Raw genomic sequence first — 15556 nt, 5'->3', positions numbered from 1 at the left:
CCAGCTGAGTGATGGCCGACAGCGCGCCTCGGGCACGCCAATCCGGCAGGATGGATCAAAAAAGTGAACTAGCGATACTAACAAGGTTCCGGTTTACATGGAAGCCCGTGAAACCATTGGTTTCATGAACCCGGCCTGGGGAGTGTGCCCAGGCTCCGGCGCCGGATGGGGTTGGACCTGGGGTTTCCCCCGGGGCCGCCCGCGCTACTCCAGCGCGGGACCACCTCATCACACCCCCACCCGGAACCGCTGCGGGGGCCGCCCTTCGTTTGTGTGGCCGGAATCCGCGAAGCGGAGGGACCATCACGTCAGGAAGACGAAAGTATAACAGGCCTATCAGCCGCGGGCAAAACCGCCGCGGTTGCCGCCCTTCAGGTTGGCCTTCTTCAGTAGGCTCTCGTACTGGTGGGACATCAGGTGTGCCTGCACCTGGGCGATGAAGTCCATCACCACCACCACCACGATCAGCAGCGACGTGCCACCGAAGTAGAACGAGGCATTCAGCTGCGTGCGCATCAGTTCCGGCAGCAGGCAGACGATCACCAGGTAGGCCGAGCCGGCCGCGGTCAGGCGGGTCAGCACGCCGTCGATGTAGTCGGCGGTGGCCTTGCCCGGACGGATGCCCGGAATCAAAGCGCCCGACTTCTTCAGGTTGTCGGCGGTTTCCTGCGAATTGAACACCAGCGCCGTATAGAAGAACGCGAAACCGGTGATCAGCGCAGCGAACACGATCATGTGCAGCGGCTCGCCCGGGCCCAGGGCATTGGCGACCTTCTGCAGGACCTGACCGAAGCTGCTCTGGTTGGCAGCCTGGCCGGACCACATGGCCAGGGTGGCCGGGAAGGCCAGCAGGCTCGAGGCAAAGATCGCCGGGATGACGCCGGCCATGTTGAGCTTCAGCGGCAGGAACGAGGTCTGGTTCATGTACGCGTTGCGACCGCCCTGGCGGCGCGCGTAATTGACCGTGATCCGGCGCTGGCCGCGCTCCACGAACACCACGAAGAAGGTGAAAGCGAGCACGACGATAGCGATCAGCAGCAGCTGGATGAACTGGATGTTGCCGTCGCGGTAGGCGTCGAAGGTGTGGATGACCGCACCCGGCAGGCCGGCGACGATACCGGCGAAGATGATCAGCGACACGCCGTTGCCGATACCGCGTTCGGTGACCTGCTCACCGACCCACATCAGGAACATGGTGCCGGCAGTCAGTGCGACCACCGCGGTGAGCACGAAGCCCATGCCGGGGGCGTACACGACCGGAGCGCCCGACGGCGAAACCTGCCCCTGCAGGGCCAGCGCGATCGAACCGCCCTGCACCACTGCCAGCAGCACGGCGCCGATGCGCGAATACTGGGTGATCTTGCGGCGGCCGGACTCACCTTCCTTCTGCATCGCCTTCAGGGCGGGGAAGATGTGCACGGCCAGCTGCATCACGATCGATGCCGAGATGTACGGCATCACGTTCAGCGCAAAGATGCTGAAACGGTGCAGGGCGCCGCCCGAGAACATGTTGAACATGTCCACGATGCCGCCGCCCTGCTGTTGCATCATGGCAAGCATGGCATCGGGATTGACGCCCGGCACCGGCACGTAGCAGCCGATGCGATAGACGATCAAAGCCCCGACGACGAACAGCAAACGTTGGCGAAGTTCAGTGAACTTGCCCATTCCGCCCGCGAGGTTACCGATGCCAGCTTGCGCCATGATTTTCTTACTCCGTTACGCTGCCGCCGGCAGCTTCGATCGCAGCCTTGGCACCAGCCGTGGCAGCAATACCCTTCAGGGTGAACGCCTTGGTCACTTCGCCCTTGACGACGACCTTGGCCTTCTTGGCAGTGCTCGGGACCAGCTTGGCAGCACGCAGGGCGGCGAAGTCGATCTCACCGGCCGGCAGCTTGTCCAGCGCGTACAGCAGCACTTCAGCGGTGTCCTTGGCGATCGGCGAACGGAAGCCGATCTTCGGCAGACGACGCTGCATGGGGGTCTGGCCGCCTTCGAAGCCAGCCTTGATCTTGCCGCCACCCTTGCGGGCGAACGAACCCTTGTGGCCGCGGCCGGCAGTCTTGCCCAGGCCCGAGCCGATACCGCGGCCGACGCGGGTGCGCTCGGTGCGGGCGCCCGGTGCCGGGCTCAGTTCATTGAGACGCAGAGTCATGGTCGATTACTCCTCAACCTGGACGAGGTACTGAACCTTGTTGATCAGGCCGCGCACCTGCGGGCTGTCCTTCAGTTCACGCACATCGTTGAGCTTGTTCAGGCCCAGGGCACGCACCGACAGGCGGTGACGCGACTGGGTGCCACGCAGGCCACGCACCAGGCGGACCTTCACAGTCTTGTTGGACTCATTAGCCATGGTTGAGTTCCTCCACCTTCTTGCCGCGCTTGGCCGCGATGCGGGCCGGCGACTGCGCAGCAGTCAGGCCCTTCACGGTGGCGCGCACCAGATTGATCGGGTTGCGCGAACCGGTGGCCTTGGCCAGCACGTTCTTCACGCCAACGGCTTCCAGCACGGCGCGCATGGCACCGCCGGCGATGACGCCAGTACCTTCCGAAGCCGGCTGCATGAACACGCGGGCTGCGCCGTGACCATCCTTGATGGTGTGCCACAGGGTGCCGTTGTTCAGGTCAACGCTGACCAGGTTCTTGCGGGCCTGTTCCATCGACTTCTGGATGGCGACCGGCACTTCGCGGGCCTTGCCATAACCGAAACCGACCTTGCCTTCGCCGTCGCCGACAACGGTCAGGGCGGTGAAGGTGAACTGGCGGCCACCCTTGACGGTCTTGCTGACGCGGTTGACCGCGACCAGCTTTTCGATCATGCCGTCGTCGATCTTCTCTTCGCGGTTACGGTCGCGATCGCGACCCCGCTGCTGACGCTCTTCTGCCATGTTGATTCCTTGGTTGTTTGGGTATGTACGGCTCGGGGCCGCTTATGGTTGTGGAGTGACGCGTTGTTCCGGTGGGCCGCTGCAGAAGAGCGGCGCCGTCCAGCCTCGCTCAGGCTGGCGAGCAGGTGGGCAGGAGGCCATCGGCCCCCTGCCCTGATCCCTTAGAACTGCAGGCCGGCTTCGCGGGCGGCTTCTGCCAGGGCCTTGATGCGGCCGTGGTAGCGGTAGCCCGAACGATCGAAGGCAACCTTCTCGATGCCGGCGGCCTTGGCGCGCTCGGCAACGATGCGGCCGACCTTGGCAGCGGCATCGGCGTTCTTGCCGTTCTTCAGGCCTTCCTTGACGTCGGTCTGGGTGGTGTTGGCGGCAGCCAGCACCTTCGAACCGTCAGCGGTGAAGACCTGGGCGTACAGGTGCTGGCCGGTGCGCAGCACCGACAGGCGGGCGACGCCGAGCTCACGGATGTGGGCGCGGGTCGACTTGGCGCGACGCAGGCGGGCGATGTTCTTGTTCATGATGTTTTTTCCTTGAAAGCGGAAGCGCCTAATTAGGCCTTCTTGGCTTCCTTACGGATGATGACTTCGTCGGAGTACTTCACGCCCTTGCCCTTGTACGGCTCCGGCTTGCGGAACGCACGGATCTTGGCGGCGACTTCACCGACGACCTGCTTGTCAGCGCCCTGGACCAGGATCTCGGTCTGGGTCGGGGTGGAGATGGTGATGCCTTCCGGTGCCACGAACACGACCGGATGCGAGAAACCGAGCGACAGGCTCAGATCCTTGCCCTGCATGGCAGCACGGTAACCCACGCCGACCAGCTCCAGCTTGCGCTCGAAGCCTTCGGACACGCCCTTGACCATGTTGGCCAGGATCGCGCGCACGGTACCGGTCAGCGCGACCAGGTCGGCGCTCTCGGTGCTCAGGGTGGCAACGCCGCTGTCGACGTTGATGGCAATACCGGCCGGCTTGACCAGCGACAGGGTGCCCTTCGGGCCCTTGACGGTGATGCTTTCCGACTGGACGTTCAGTTCGACCTTACCCAGGGTGACGGGCTTCTTGGCTACGCGGGACATAGTTCTACTCCTTTCGCCTTAGGCCACGAAGCACAGGACTTCGCCGCCGACGCCCAGCTGGCGCGCCTGCGCATCAGTCATGATGCCCTTGGAGGTGGAAATGATGGAGATGCCCAGGCCATTCATGACCTTCGGCAGCTCGCTCTTGCCGCGGTACTGGCGCAGGCCCGAACGCGAGAAGCGCTTCAGGGTCGCGATGACCGGCTTGCCTTCGAAATACTTCAGCACGATTTCCAGCTCGGACTTGTTGTTTTCCAGCTGGGTCACGCGCAGGTCGGTGATGTAACCCTCGTCCTTCAGGACCTGGGCGATCGCAACCTTGATCTTGGACGACGGGGCTTTCACCGTCTGCTTGCCAACCGCAGCCGCATTCTTGATGCGGACCAGCAGGTCGGCGATGGGATCAGTCATGCTCATATGAGTACCTTTGAGTGCACCGATATCCGCTTTCGCGAAAATCTGTTGTCTCCTGGAAACGGGCCAGGTCCCTTGATGCAGCGGGCCGGGGCCCACTCCTACAACCCCGTTTGCGCAGGGCAAGACGCGGGAGTATACGCCAAAAGAGCCCGACTTGCGCCGGGCTCTTCGGGTTTTTTCGCAGAAAGGAAGCTGAACGCCTCCCTCCCCGGTTCAGAAGCCCCCGAGGGGGCTCCTGATCGCAGGGCCGGCTGGGATTACCAGCTGGCCTTGCGCAGGCCCGGGACGTCGCCACGCATGGTGGCTTCGCGCAGCTTGTTGCGGCCGAGGCCGAACTTGCTGTACACGCCACGCGGACGACCCGACAGCTCGCAACGGTTGCGCTGACGGCTCGGCGACGAATCGCGCGGCAGCTTGGCCAGCTTGGTTGCGGCGTCGATCTTCTCTTCGTAGGTCGCGTCCACGGAGGACACGATCTTCTTCAGAGCCGCACGCTTCTCAGCGTACTTCTTGGCCAGCTTTTCCCGCTTGATGTCGCGGTTGACCATGGAGGTCTTTGCCATTTCGGTTTCCTCGACAGATCAGTTACGGAACGGGAACTTGAACGCTGCCAGCAGCGCCTTCGCTTCCGCGTCGGTCTTCGCAGTGGTGGTGATGGCGATATCCATACCGCGGATCGCGTCGACGGCGTCGAAGTCGATTTCCGGGAAGATGATCTGCTCCTTCACACCCATGTTGAAGTTGCCGCGGCCGTCGAAGGAACGACCGGAAACACCACGGAAGTCGCGCACGCGCGGCAGCGAGATGTTGATCAGGCGGTCCAGGAACTCGTACATCTTGTGGCGACGCAGCGTGGTCTTGCAGCCGATCGGCCAACCATCACGGATCTTGAACGACGCAACCGAGATACGCGACTTGGTGACAACCGGCTTCTGGCCGGAAATCTTGGTCATGTCCGCGACGGCGTTTTCCAGGATCTTCTTGTTGGTGGCAGCCTCGCCGACACCCATGTTCAGGGTGACCTTGACGAGCTTCGGTACTTCCATCGGATTGGTGTAGCCGAACTGCTTCATCAGCGCCGGCACCACTTCTTCCTTGTAGATCTTTTCGAGACGGGAAGTCATCTTCACATTCCTCAGGCGTCGAGCGCCTCACCGCTGGAGCGGAACACACGCAGTTTGCGTCCATCCTCCAGCACCTTGAAGCCAACGCGTTCGCCCTTGCCCGAAGCCGGGTTCAGCACGTTCACGTTGGAGATATGGATCGAAGCTTCGCGCTCGACCACGCCGCCGGCAACACCTGCCTGCGGGTTCGGCTTGGTGTGGCGCTTGACGATGTTCACGTTGGCCACGACCACGCGGTCGCCGTCGACGCGGACGACTTCGCCCTGCTTGCCCTTGTCCTTGCCAGCGTTGACGACAACCTGGTCGCCCTTCTTGATACGGTTAGCCATGATTATCTCCTGTCGCTCACAGCACTTCGGGAGCGAGCGAGACGATCTTCATGAACTTCTCCGAACGAAGTTCACGGGTCACCGGCCCGAAGATACGGGTACCGATCGGCTCCTGCTTGTTGTTCAGCAGGACGGCAGCGTTGCCGTCGAAGCGGATCAGCGAACCGTCGGCGCGACGCACACCCTTGCGGGTACGCACCACGACGGCGTCATACACTTCACCCTTCTTGACCTTGCCGCGCGGAATTGCATCCTTCACGGTGACCTTGATGATGTCGCCGATACCGGCGTAACGGCGCTTGGAACCACCCAGCACCTTGAAGCACATCACCTGCTTGGCACCCGAATTGTCCGCGACGTCAAGGTAGCTCTGCATCTGGATCATGATTCAGACTCCTTATTCAGCCGCACGCGTGATGACTTCCACCACGCGCCAGTTCTTGGTCTTGGACATCGGAGCAATCTCGGTCACGCGGACGACGTCGCCTTCCTTGCAGGCGTTGTCGGCATCGTGGGCGTGCAGCTTGGTCGAGCGCTTGATGTACTTGCCGTACAGCGCGTGCTTGACCTGACGCTCAACCAGGACGGTAACCGTCTTGTCCATCTTGTTGCTGACGACACGGCCTTCGACCGTGCGCAGCGTCTTCTTTTCAGTATTGTCGCTCATAGCGGCCATCCTTACTTCGTGCTGCCGAGCAGGGTCTTGACGCGAGCAATCTCGCGACGGACCCGGCGAATGTCGTGGGTCTTCGGCAGCTGGCCGGTGACCTGCTGCATACGGACAGAGAACTGTTCCTTACGCAGGTCGATCAGGTGGGCCTTGAGTTCGTCAGCCGACTTTTCACGGAGAGTTTTGATATCCATCAGCGCACCGTACGGGTCACGAAAGTGGTGGTGACCGAGAGCTTGGCGGCGGCCAGGCGGAACGCCTCGCGAGCCACTTCCTCGGAAACACCCTCGATTTCATAGATCATGCGGCCGGGCTGGATCTGGGCCACCCAGTATTCCACGTTACCCTTACCCGAACCCATTCGGACTTCGATGGGCTTCTTGGTGATGGGCTTGTCGGGGAACACGCGGATCCACATCTTGCCGCCGCGCTTGACGTAGCGGCTGATCGAGCGGCGGGCCGCTTCGATCTGGCGCGCGGTCAGCTGACCGTGTGCGGTTGCCTTCAGGCCGTATTCGCCGAAGCTGACAGCGTTGGCGCTCCAGCTCAGGCCATCGTTACGGCCCTTGTGTACCTTGCGGTACTTGGTTCGCTTGGGTTGCAACATTGTCGTTACCTCGCTTCACGGGCCGGGCGCTGACGGTCACCACGGTCGCCGCGATCGTGACGATCGTTGCGCGACGGGGTGTCGTCCTGCTTTTCCTGGCCAACCTGGGAGAAATCGAAGACCTCGCCCTTGTAGATCCAGACCTTGATGCCGATGATGCCGTAGGTCGTCTTGGCTTCAGCGAAGCCATAGTCGATGTCGGCACGCAGGGTGTGCAGCGGCACGCGGCCTTCGCGGTACCACTCCGAACGGGCGATTTCTGCACCGTTGAGGCGGCCACCGACGTTGACCTTGATGCCCAGGGCACCCAGGCGCATCGCGTTGCCGACCGAGCGCTTCATTGCACGGCGGAACATGATGCGACGCTCCAGCTGCTGGGCGATCGACTCGGCAACGAGCTGCGCGTCCAGTTCCGGCTTGCGCACTTCGGTGACGTTGATGTGCGCCGGGACGCCCATCATCTCGCTCACTTCCTTGCGCAGCTTCTCGATGTCCTCACCGCGCTTGCCGATCACCACGCCCGGACGGGCGGTGTGGATCGTCACGCGAGCGGTCTTGGCCGGACGCTCGATCAGGATCTTGCTGATGCCGGCCTGAGCCAGCTTCTTGCGCAGCATGTCGCGCACTTTCAGGTCGGCTGCCAGGTAACCGGCGAACTCGGCCTTGTTGGCGTACCACTTGGAGTTCCAGTCCTTGGAAATGCCGAGGCGGATACCAATCGGATGAACTTTATGACCCATGGTCTTTTCCTTATCCGCTTACTTGGCGGCGCCCACAACCACAGTGATGTGGCTGGTGCGCTTGAGGATGCGGGTACCGCGGCCTTTCGCCCGCGCCATGAAACGCTTCAGGGTCGGACCTTCATCAACCATGATGGTCTGAACCTTCAGCTCGTCGACGTCGGCGCCCTGGTTGTTCTCGGCGTTGGCAATTGCCGACTCCACCACCTTCTTGATCAGGTGGGCAGCCTTCTTGTCCGAGAACTTCAGCAGGTTGACCGCACGTTCGGCCGGCAGACCGCGCACCTGGTCAGCGACCAGACGAGCCTTCTGCGGGGAGATGCGCGCAGTGCGCAGGATGGCTTTCGCTTCCATTGTCATCTCTCCTTACTTGCCCGACTTCTTGTCACCACCGTGACCCTTGAAGGTCCGGGTGATGGCAAATTCGCCGAGCTTGTGGCCGACCATGTTCTCGTTGACGAGAACCGGGATGTGGTTCTTGCCGTTATGCACGGCAATGGTGATGCCTACCATGTCAGGCAGGATCATCGAACGGCGCGACCAGGTCTTGATCGGCTTCTTGCTGCCCGCAGCGGCCTCCACCTTCTTGACGAGGTGGTGATCGACGAACGGGCCCTTCTTGAGTGAACGTGCCATGGTCGATTAGCCCCTACGATCGCGGACGATGAACTGCTGAGTGCGCTTGTTATGGCGCGTCTTGTAACCCTTGGTCGGGACACCCCACGGGGTGACCGGATGCGGGTTACCCTGGCCGGCCTTGGCCTCACCACCACCGTGCGGGTGGTCAACCGGGTTCATGGCAGCACCACGAACGGTCGGGCGGACGCCGCGCCAACGCTTGGCACCGGCCTTGCCCAGCTTTTCCAGGCTGTGCTCGTCGTTGCCGACTTCGCCGATGGTGGCGCAGCACTCGACCGGAACCTTGCGCATTTCACCCGAGCGCAGGCGCAGGGTGGCGTAGATGCCTTCACGAGCCACCAGCTGCACGGCCGCACCAGCGGCACGAGCGATCTGAGCGCCCTTGCCCGGCTTCAGTTCGATGCAGTGGATGGTGGTGCCGACCGGGATGTTGCGCAGCGGCAGGGTGTTGCCGGCCTTGATCGGGGCGTCCGAACCAGCGATCACCTGATCACCAGCCTTCAGGCCCTTCGGGGCGATGATGTAGCGACGCTCACCGTCGACGTAGCACAGCAGAGCGATGTGGGCGGTGCGGTTCGGATCGTATTCGATGCGTTCCACGCGCGCCGGGATGCCCAGCTTGTTGCGCTTGAAGTCGATGATGCGGTAGTGCTGCTTGGCACCACCACCGACGTGACGCACGGTGATGCGACCGTGGTGGTTACGACCACCCGAGCGGCTCTGCGACTCGACCAGCGCGGCGTGCGGAGCACCCTTGTGCAGGTCGGGGGTGACCACGCGCACGGCCGAACGGCGGCCGGGGGAGGTGGGCTTGAATTTCATCAATGGCATGGGATGTACCTCAGGCCTTGGCCGTTACATCGATCGACTGGCCGTCGGCCAGGCGAACGTACGCCTTGCGCCAATCGCCGCGGCGGCCAGCACGGTTACGGAAGGACTTGTTCTTGCCCTTGACGTTGACCACGTTGACGGCTTCGACCTTGACGTCGAACAGCTGCTCAACCGCGGCCTTTACATCGGCCTTGGTGGCTTCGTTCGAAACTTCGAAGACATACTGATTGGAGAGTTCCTGCAGGCGCGCGGTCTTTTCCGAGACACGCGGGGCACGCAGCACGCTGAAGATTTTTTCGTTGCTGTTCATGCCAGCCACTCCTCGACCTTCTTGACCGCGTCAGCGGTGATGACGACCGTGTCGGCACCCACCAGCGAGACCGGGTCCAGACCCTGCACGTCACGCACCTGCACGTACGGCAGATTGCGGGCGGACAGGTACAGGTGCTCGGACGCTTCCTCGGTGACGATCAGCGGGCGCTTGCCCACTTCCAGGCCGGCCAGCTTGGCGATCAGACCCTTCGTGCTGGTGGCTTCGACGTCGAAGGCCTCCACGATGGTCAGACGGCCCTGACGGTTCAGCTCGGACAGGATCGCGCACATGGCGGCACGGTACTGCTTGCGATTGACCTTCTGCTCGAAGCTGCGCGGCTTGGCCGCGAAGGTGACACCGCCGCCGACGAAGATCGGAGCCGTCAGTGCGCCATGACGCGCGCCGCCGCCCTTCTGCTTCTTCGACTTCTTGGTGGTACCAGCCACTTCGGAGCGAGTCTTCTGTGCCTTGGTGCCGGCGCGACCGGCGTTGCGGTAAGCAACGACGACCTGGTGGACCAGATCTTCGCTGAAATCGCGACCGAACACGGCTTCGGAGACCGAGACCTTGTTGTTGCTACCCGTGATAACGAGTTCCATCGTCATCTCTCCTTATGCCTTGCTCGCCGGACGGACGATCACATCGCCACCCGCCGCGCCCGGAACGGCGCCGCGAACCGCGATCAGACCGCGCTCGACGTCGACCTTGACCACTTCCAGGTTCTGGGTGCTCTGCTGCACCGCGCCCATGTGGCCCGACATCTTCTTGCCCGGGAAAACGCGACCCGGGGTCTGGCGCTGACCCAGCGAACCCGGCGCGCGATGCGACAGCGAGTTACCGTGGGTTGCATCGCCCATACGGAAGTTGTGGCGCTTGATGGTGCCCTGGAAGCCCTTACCCTTGGTGACACCCTGGACGTCGACGATCTGGCCGACTTCGAAGATGTCCGCCTTGACTTCGCCGCCAACGGCGAAATCGCCGAGCTGCGCGTCTTCAACGCGGAATTCCCACAGGCCACGACCCGCTTCCACCTTCGCCTTGGCGAAGTGGCCGGCTTCCGGCTTGTTGACCAGGGCAGCGCGACGCGCGCCGACGGTCACCTGCACGGCGCTGTAGCCGTCGGTTTCGACGGTCTTGATCTGCGCGATGCGGTTCGGGGTTGCTTCGATCAGGGTCACCGGGATGGAGCGGCCATCTTCAGTGAACACGCGGCTCATGCCGGCCTTGCGGCCCACGAAGCCCAACGAATACTTCTTCGTCATGGTCGTAGTCCTCAGGTCAGCTTGATCTGAACGTCGACGCCGGCAGCCAGTTCGAGCTTCATCAGCGCGTCCACGGTCTTGTCATTCGGGTCAACGATATCGAGCACGCGCTTGTGCGTGCGGGTCTCGTACTGGTCACGCGCGTCCTTGTCGACGTGCGGGGAAACGAGAACGGTGTAACGCTCGATCTTGGTCGGCAGCGGGATCGGGCCACGCACTTGCGCGCCGGTCCGCTTTGCCGTTTCAACGATCTCGCTGGCCGAACGGTCGATCAGACGATGATCGAACGCTTTCAGCCGGATCCGGATCTTTTGGTCCGCCATGGCGGTAGGTTCCTTCGTTAAAAGAGCGACAGACAAAGCCTCTGGGTTGCTTTGCCCCATGAAATTCCTGAATACGGACGGCCCGCAGTCCTGCAGGCCGCCAAGGTCAATCCGTGGACCTCAAAAACGTAGGCAGACCAGTTACCCGGCCTGCCCAGACGTAGAAGCATAATGGCACGCAAGGCAGCTGTCAACAGTCACCTGTTGACGCCGCCTGAATGGCATTGACCCTTCCTGGTCCGGGGAACACAAGGCACATCCTGTGCCTGCTTTCCCATTTGATACGCCCCGATGCCCTACCCAGGCAACATCGGGGCGCAGATACTACCAGATTACTCGATGATCTTCGAGACCACGCCGGCGCCGACGGTACGACCGCCTTCGCGGATGGCGAAGCGCAGGCCTTCGTCCATGGCCACCGGGTTGATCAGGGTGACTTCCATCTTGACGTTGTCACCCGGCATCACCATTTCGACGCCTTCCGGCAGCTTGGCGGCACCGGTGATGTCGGTGGTGCGGAAGTAGAACTGCGGACGGTAACCGTTGAAGAACGGGGTGTGGCGGCCGCCCTCGTCCTTCGACAGGACGTACACTTCGCCTTCGAACTTGGTGTGCGGCTTGATCGTGCCCGGCTTGGCCAGCACCTGGCCACGCTCGACGTCGTCACGCTTGGTGCCGCGCAGCAGCAGGCCAGCGTTGTCGCCTGCCTGACCCTGGTCCAGCAGCTTGCGGAACATTTCAACGCCGGTCACGGTGGTCTTCTGCACCGGACGGATGCCGACGATTTCGATTTCGTCGCCAACCTTGATCACGCCGCGCTCGATACGACCGGTCACCACGGTGCCGCGGCCCGAGATCGAGAACACGTCTTCCACCGGCATCAGGAACGGCTTGTCGATCGCACGCTCCGGCTCCGGAATCCAGCTGTCCAGCGCGTCGACCAGCTTCAGGATGGCCGGCACGCCGATGTCGCTCTGGTCGCCTTCCAGCGCCAGACGGGCCGAACCGGCGATGATCGGGGTGTCGTCGCCCGGGAACTCGTACTTGCTCAGCAGCTCGCGCACTTCCATCTCGACCAGCTCGAGCAGCTCGGCGTCGTCCACCATGTCGGCCTTGTTCAGGAACACGACGATGTACGGCACGCCGACCTGGCGCGACAGCAGGATGTGCTCACGGGTCTGCGGCATCGGGCCGTCAGCGGCCGAGCACACCAGGATCGCGCCGTCCATCTGGGCGGCACCGGTGATCATGTTCTTGACGTAGTCAGCGTGGCCCGGGCAGTCAACGTGGGCGTAGTGACGGGTCGGGGATTCGTATTCGACGTGCGCGGTCGAGATCGTGATGCCACGCGCCTTTTCTTCCGGCGCGGCGTCGATCGAGGAGTAGTCCTTGAACTCGCCACCGAAGCGCTCGGCACCGATCTTGGTCAGTGCGGCGGTCAGCGTGGTCTTGCCGTGGTCGACGTGACCGATGGTGCCGACGTTGACGTGCGGCTTGGTGCGTTCGAACTTACCCTTTGCCATTGTTCTATACCTTGATTGTTCGTAAGTGGTTTCAAGAGAGGCTGAGCGAGGCTCAGCCCTTCTTCATGACGGCTTCGGCGATGTTGCTCGGAGCCGGCTCGTAGTGATCGAATTCCATGGTGAAGGTGGCGCGGCCCTGGGTCTGCGAACGCAGCGCAGTGGCGTAGCCGAACATTTCACCCAGCGGGATCATCGCGTTGATGATGCTGGCCGAACCGTCACCGGTGGTGTCGGAACCCTGCAGCACGCCGCGACGACGGCTGACGTCGCCCATCACGTCACCCTGGTAATCCTCCGGGGTCACGATCTCGACCTTCATGATCGGCTCCAGCAGCACCGGCTTGGCCTTGGCGAAGCCCTGCTTGAAGGCCATCGACGAAGCCAGCTTGAACGCCATTTCCGAGGAGTCGACGTCGTGGTACGAACCGAACACCAGCTTCACCTTGACGTCCACGACCGGGAAGCCAGCCAGCGGGCCGCTGGTGATGGTTTCGCGCAGGCCCTTCTCGACCGACGGGATGAATTCCTTCGGGATCACGCCGCCGGTGATGTCGTTGATGAACAGGAAGTCGTCCTTGATCATCGGAGCGATCTTCGGATCGGCACGGTCGGCAGCGGTGATCGGCGACAGCTCGATCACGACGTGACCGTACTGACCCTTACCACCGGACTGCTTGGCGTGCTTGTAGTCCGACTTGACGTCGGCCAGGGTGATGGTTTCGCGGTAGGCCACCTGCGGCGCGCCGACGTTGGCTTCAACGTTGAACTCGCGCTTCAGGCGGTCAACGATGATGTCCAGGTGCAGCTCGCCCATGCCCGAGATGATGGTCTGGCCGGATTCTTCGTCGGTCTTGACGCGGAACGACGGATCTTCCTGCGCCAGGCGGCCCAGGGCCAGGCCCATCTTTTCCTGGTCCGACTTGGTCTTCGGCTCGACGGCCATCGAGATCACCGGCTCCGGGAACGTCATGCGCTCCAGGATGATCGGGGCGTCCACGGCGCACAGGGTGTCACCGGTGGTGGTGTCCTTCAGGCCCACGGCAGCGGCGATGTCACCAGCCAGAACTTCCTTGATTTCCTCGCGGTTGTTCGAGTGCATCTGCAGGATGCGGCCGATGCGCTCCTTCTTGCCCTTCACCGAGTTCAGCACGGTGTCGCCACCGTTCAGGGTGCCCGAGTAGACACGGAAGAAGGTCAGCGCGCCGACGAACGGGTCGGTGATGATCTTGAAGGCCAGCGACGAGAACGGAGCCTTGTCGTCCGACTTGCGGGTCATTTCGACGGTGTCGTCGTCAACGTCCACGCCCTTCACGTCCGGCACGTCGACCGGCGACGGCAGCAGCTGGATCACGCCGTCCAGCATGGCCTGCACGCCCTTGTTCTTGAAGGCCGAGCCGCAGTACATCGGCACGATCTCGGTGGCCAGGGTGCGGGTACGCAGGGCGTTGATGATTTCAGCCTCGGCCAGCTCTTCGCCGCCCAGGTACTTTTCCATCAGCTCTTCGCTGGCTTCGGCAGCGGTCTCGACCATGAACTGGCGAGCCTCTTCAGCCGGGCCCTGCAGTTCGGCCGGGATGTCGCTGTATTCGAACTTCATGCCCTGCGAAGCTTCATCCCAGTGGATGGCCTTCATCTTCAGCAGGTCGACGACGCCCTTGAAGTTGTCTTCAGCGCCGATCGGCAGCTGCATCGGCACGGCAACCGCACCCAGCTTGGCCTTCAGCTGGCCGACGACCTTCTGGAAGTTGGCACCGGTGCGGTCCATCTTGTTGACGAACGCGATGCGCGGCACGTGGTACTTGTTTGCCTGGCGCCACACGGTTTCCGACTGCGGCTGCACGCCACCGACGGCGCACAGGACGAAGACGGCACCGTCGAGCACGCGCAGCGAACGCTCCACTTCGATGGTGAAGTCGACGTGCCCGGGGGTGTCGATGATGTTGAAGCGGTGCTCCGGCAGGGACTTGTCCATGCCCTTCCAGAACGCGGTGGTGGCAGCGGACTGGATCGTGATGCCACGCTCCTGCTCCTGCTCCATCCAGTCCATGGTGGCGGCGCCGTCGTGCACTTCACCGATCTTGTGGCTCTTGCCGGTGTAGAACAGGATGCGCTCGGACGTGGTGGTCTTGCCGGCATCGATGTGAGCCATGATGCCGAAGTTACGGTAACGCTCGATGGGAGTGGAACGGGCCACGGGAGCCTCTCAGATTTCTTGGATTTCGGATGGCCGAACGCCGCCTTTCGGCGGCCTTCGGATTGGCGCAGTCCTTCTGGGACCGCGAGGCAGCACGCACCGAAGTGGTGCTGCCCTGCCTGTTTTACAAGGCCGTCAAACTCACCAGCGGTAGTGCGCGAATGCCTTGTTGGCTTCGGCCATGCGGTGGGTTTCTTCGCGCTTCTTGATGGCGCCGCCGCGGTTTTCCGAGGCGTCGATCAGTTCAGCAGCCAGCTTCTTCGGCATGGTGTTCTCACCACGCTTGCGCGCGGAGTCGATCAGCCAGCGCATGGCCAGGGCCATCTTGCGCGACGAACGCACTTCGACCGGCACCTGGTAGGTGGCACCACCGACGCGGCGCGACTTGACTTCGACCGCCGGAGCGACGTTGTCCAGAGCCTTCTGCACCAGTTCAATGGCGTTGGCGCTGCTGTTCTTCTCGGTGATCACGTCCATGGCGCCGTACACGATCTTTTCGGCGACGGACTTCTTGCCGCTCTGCATGACCATGTTGATGAAACGGGCGATGGTTTCGCTTCCGTGCTTCGGATCGGGCAGGACGGAACGCTGCGGAGTATTACCCTTACGCGACATAGTGCTCTC

General features: G+C 62.6%; 25 protein-coding genes. All 25 read right to left on the bottom strand.

The window, feature by feature from the left end:
• Window positions 1-336 precede the first annotated feature (336 nt).
• Complete coding sequence (secY, locus tag ACSDHM_RS02335) at window positions 337-1704, bottom strand: preprotein translocase subunit SecY (RefSeq protein WP_005415420.1); 1368 nt, start codon at window positions 1702-1704, stop codon at window positions 337-339.
• A 7-nt stretch (window positions 1705-1711) separates the two neighbouring features.
• Complete coding sequence (rplO, locus tag ACSDHM_RS02330; protein ID WP_004154498.1) at window positions 1712-2155, bottom strand: 50S ribosomal protein L15; 444 nt, start codon at window positions 2153-2155, stop codon at window positions 1712-1714.
• A gap of 6 nt (window positions 2156-2161) precedes the next feature.
• A complete protein-coding gene (gene rpmD, locus ACSDHM_RS02325) occupies window positions 2162-2353 on the bottom strand; it encodes a 50S ribosomal protein L30 (protein ID WP_005408214.1) in 192 nt (63 codons plus the stop codon).
• Window positions 2346-2888 (bottom strand): 30S ribosomal protein S5, encoded by a 543-nt coding sequence (rpsE, locus tag ACSDHM_RS02320; RefSeq protein ID WP_005415419.1) that lies wholly within the window; start codon window positions 2886-2888, stop codon window positions 2346-2348. Before rpsE ends, rpmD begins: the two co-directional genes overlap by 8 nt.
• 161 nt (window positions 2889-3049) lie before the next feature.
• A complete protein-coding gene (gene rplR / locus ACSDHM_RS02315) occupies window positions 3050-3403 on the bottom strand; it encodes a 50S ribosomal protein L18 (protein WP_004154495.1) in 354 nt (117 codons plus the stop codon).
• Between the two features lie 32 nt (window positions 3404-3435).
• Window positions 3436-3960 (bottom strand): 50S ribosomal protein L6, encoded by a 525-nt coding sequence (gene rplF, locus ACSDHM_RS02310; protein WP_049416175.1) that lies wholly within the window; start codon window positions 3958-3960, stop codon window positions 3436-3438.
• Window positions 3961-3978: 18 nt separating this feature from the next.
• A complete protein-coding gene (rpsH, locus tag ACSDHM_RS02305) occupies window positions 3979-4377 on the bottom strand; it encodes a 30S ribosomal protein S8 (protein ID WP_005408210.1) in 399 nt (132 codons plus the stop codon).
• Window positions 4378-4634: 257 nt separating this feature from the next.
• Window positions 4635-4940, bottom strand: coding sequence for a 30S ribosomal protein S14 (gene rpsN, locus ACSDHM_RS02300; RefSeq protein WP_005408209.1), 306 nt, complete (start codon window positions 4938-4940; stop codon window positions 4635-4637).
• 18 nt (window positions 4941-4958) lie between these two features.
• On the bottom strand, window positions 4959-5501 hold the full coding sequence (rplE, locus tag ACSDHM_RS02295; RefSeq protein ID WP_005415416.1) for a 50S ribosomal protein L5: 543 nt from the start codon (window positions 5499-5501) through the stop codon (window positions 4959-4961).
• An 11-nt stretch (window positions 5502-5512) separates the two neighbouring features.
• A complete protein-coding gene (rplX, locus tag ACSDHM_RS02290; RefSeq protein ID WP_004154490.1) occupies window positions 5513-5830 on the bottom strand; it encodes a 50S ribosomal protein L24 in 318 nt (105 codons plus the stop codon).
• A gap of 16 nt (window positions 5831-5846) precedes the next feature.
• Entirely contained in the window at window positions 5847-6215 is a 369-nt protein-coding gene (gene rplN / locus ACSDHM_RS02285; protein WP_010483978.1) for a 50S ribosomal protein L14, read from the bottom strand.
• A 12-nt stretch (window positions 6216-6227) separates the two neighbouring features.
• Window positions 6228-6497, bottom strand: coding sequence for a 30S ribosomal protein S17 (gene rpsQ, locus ACSDHM_RS02280; protein WP_004154489.1), 270 nt, complete (start codon window positions 6495-6497; stop codon window positions 6228-6230).
• 11 nt (window positions 6498-6508) lie between these two features.
• Window positions 6509-6694: a 50S ribosomal protein L29 gene (gene rpmC, locus ACSDHM_RS02275; protein ID WP_004154487.1), complete on the bottom strand. Its 186-nt coding sequence runs from the start codon at window positions 6692-6694 to the stop codon at window positions 6509-6511.
• Complete coding sequence (gene rplP, locus ACSDHM_RS02270; RefSeq protein WP_004154486.1) at window positions 6694-7107, bottom strand: 50S ribosomal protein L16; 414 nt, start codon at window positions 7105-7107, stop codon at window positions 6694-6696. The genes rpmC and rplP overlap by 1 nt, the downstream gene beginning before the upstream one ends.
• A gap of 5 nt (window positions 7108-7112) precedes the next feature.
• Window positions 7113-7847, bottom strand: coding sequence for a 30S ribosomal protein S3 (gene rpsC / locus ACSDHM_RS02265; RefSeq protein WP_005415414.1), 735 nt, complete (start codon window positions 7845-7847; stop codon window positions 7113-7115).
• Window positions 7848-7865: 18 nt separating this feature from the next.
• Window positions 7866-8201, bottom strand: coding sequence for a 50S ribosomal protein L22 (rplV, locus tag ACSDHM_RS02260; RefSeq protein ID WP_004145348.1), 336 nt, complete (start codon window positions 8199-8201; stop codon window positions 7866-7868).
• Window positions 8202-8213: 12 nt separating this feature from the next.
• A complete protein-coding gene (gene rpsS / locus ACSDHM_RS02255; protein WP_005415413.1) occupies window positions 8214-8483 on the bottom strand; it encodes a 30S ribosomal protein S19 in 270 nt (89 codons plus the stop codon).
• Window positions 8484-8489: 6 nt separating this feature from the next.
• Window positions 8490-9317 carry a 50S ribosomal protein L2 gene (rplB, locus tag ACSDHM_RS02250; protein WP_004145339.1) on the bottom strand — a complete coding sequence of 276 codons (828 nt, stop codon included), beginning with the start codon at window positions 9315-9317 and terminating at the stop codon, window positions 8490-8492.
• A 10-nt stretch (window positions 9318-9327) separates the two neighbouring features.
• A complete protein-coding gene (gene rplW / locus ACSDHM_RS02245; protein WP_004145338.1) occupies window positions 9328-9627 on the bottom strand; it encodes a 50S ribosomal protein L23 in 300 nt (99 codons plus the stop codon).
• On the bottom strand, window positions 9624-10229 hold the full coding sequence (gene rplD / locus ACSDHM_RS02240) for a 50S ribosomal protein L4 (RefSeq protein ID WP_005415412.1): 606 nt from the start codon (window positions 10227-10229) through the stop codon (window positions 9624-9626). The genes rplW and rplD overlap by 4 nt, the downstream gene beginning before the upstream one ends.
• A 12-nt stretch (window positions 10230-10241) precedes the next feature.
• Window positions 10242-10892 carry a 50S ribosomal protein L3 gene (gene rplC, locus ACSDHM_RS02235; RefSeq protein ID WP_004145336.1) on the bottom strand — a complete coding sequence of 217 codons (651 nt, stop codon included), beginning with the start codon at window positions 10890-10892 and terminating at the stop codon, window positions 10242-10244.
• Window positions 10893-10903: 11 nt separating this feature from the next.
• The gene (rpsJ, locus tag ACSDHM_RS02230) at window positions 10904-11215 is read right to left on the bottom strand and encodes a 30S ribosomal protein S10 (protein ID WP_005408208.1); all 312 of its coding nucleotides are present in this window, start codon (window positions 11213-11215) and stop codon (window positions 10904-10906) included.
• A 332-nt stretch (window positions 11216-11547) separates the two neighbouring features.
• Window positions 11548-12738, bottom strand: coding sequence for an elongation factor Tu (gene tuf, locus ACSDHM_RS02225; RefSeq protein WP_065178958.1), 1191 nt, complete (start codon window positions 12736-12738; stop codon window positions 11548-11550).
• Window positions 12739-12790: 52 nt separating this feature from the next.
• Window positions 12791-14932 carry an elongation factor G gene (gene fusA, locus ACSDHM_RS02220; protein ID WP_072167920.1) on the bottom strand — a complete coding sequence of 714 codons (2142 nt, stop codon included), beginning with the start codon at window positions 14930-14932 and terminating at the stop codon, window positions 12791-12793.
• A 141-nt stretch (window positions 14933-15073) separates the two neighbouring features.
• Complete coding sequence (gene rpsG, locus ACSDHM_RS02215; RefSeq protein WP_004145321.1) at window positions 15074-15547, bottom strand: 30S ribosomal protein S7; 474 nt, start codon at window positions 15545-15547, stop codon at window positions 15074-15076.
• Between the last annotated feature and the right edge of the window lie 9 nt (window positions 15548-15556).

Source organism: Stenotrophomonas sp. T8 (assembly GCF_051853085.1).
In the GTDB taxonomy this organism is placed as follows: Bacteria; Pseudomonadota; Gammaproteobacteria; order Xanthomonadales; family Xanthomonadaceae; genus Stenotrophomonas; species Stenotrophomonas sepilia.
Note: the sequence above shows the minus strand (reverse complement) of the source record. Positions and strands in the feature narration are given on the sequence as shown.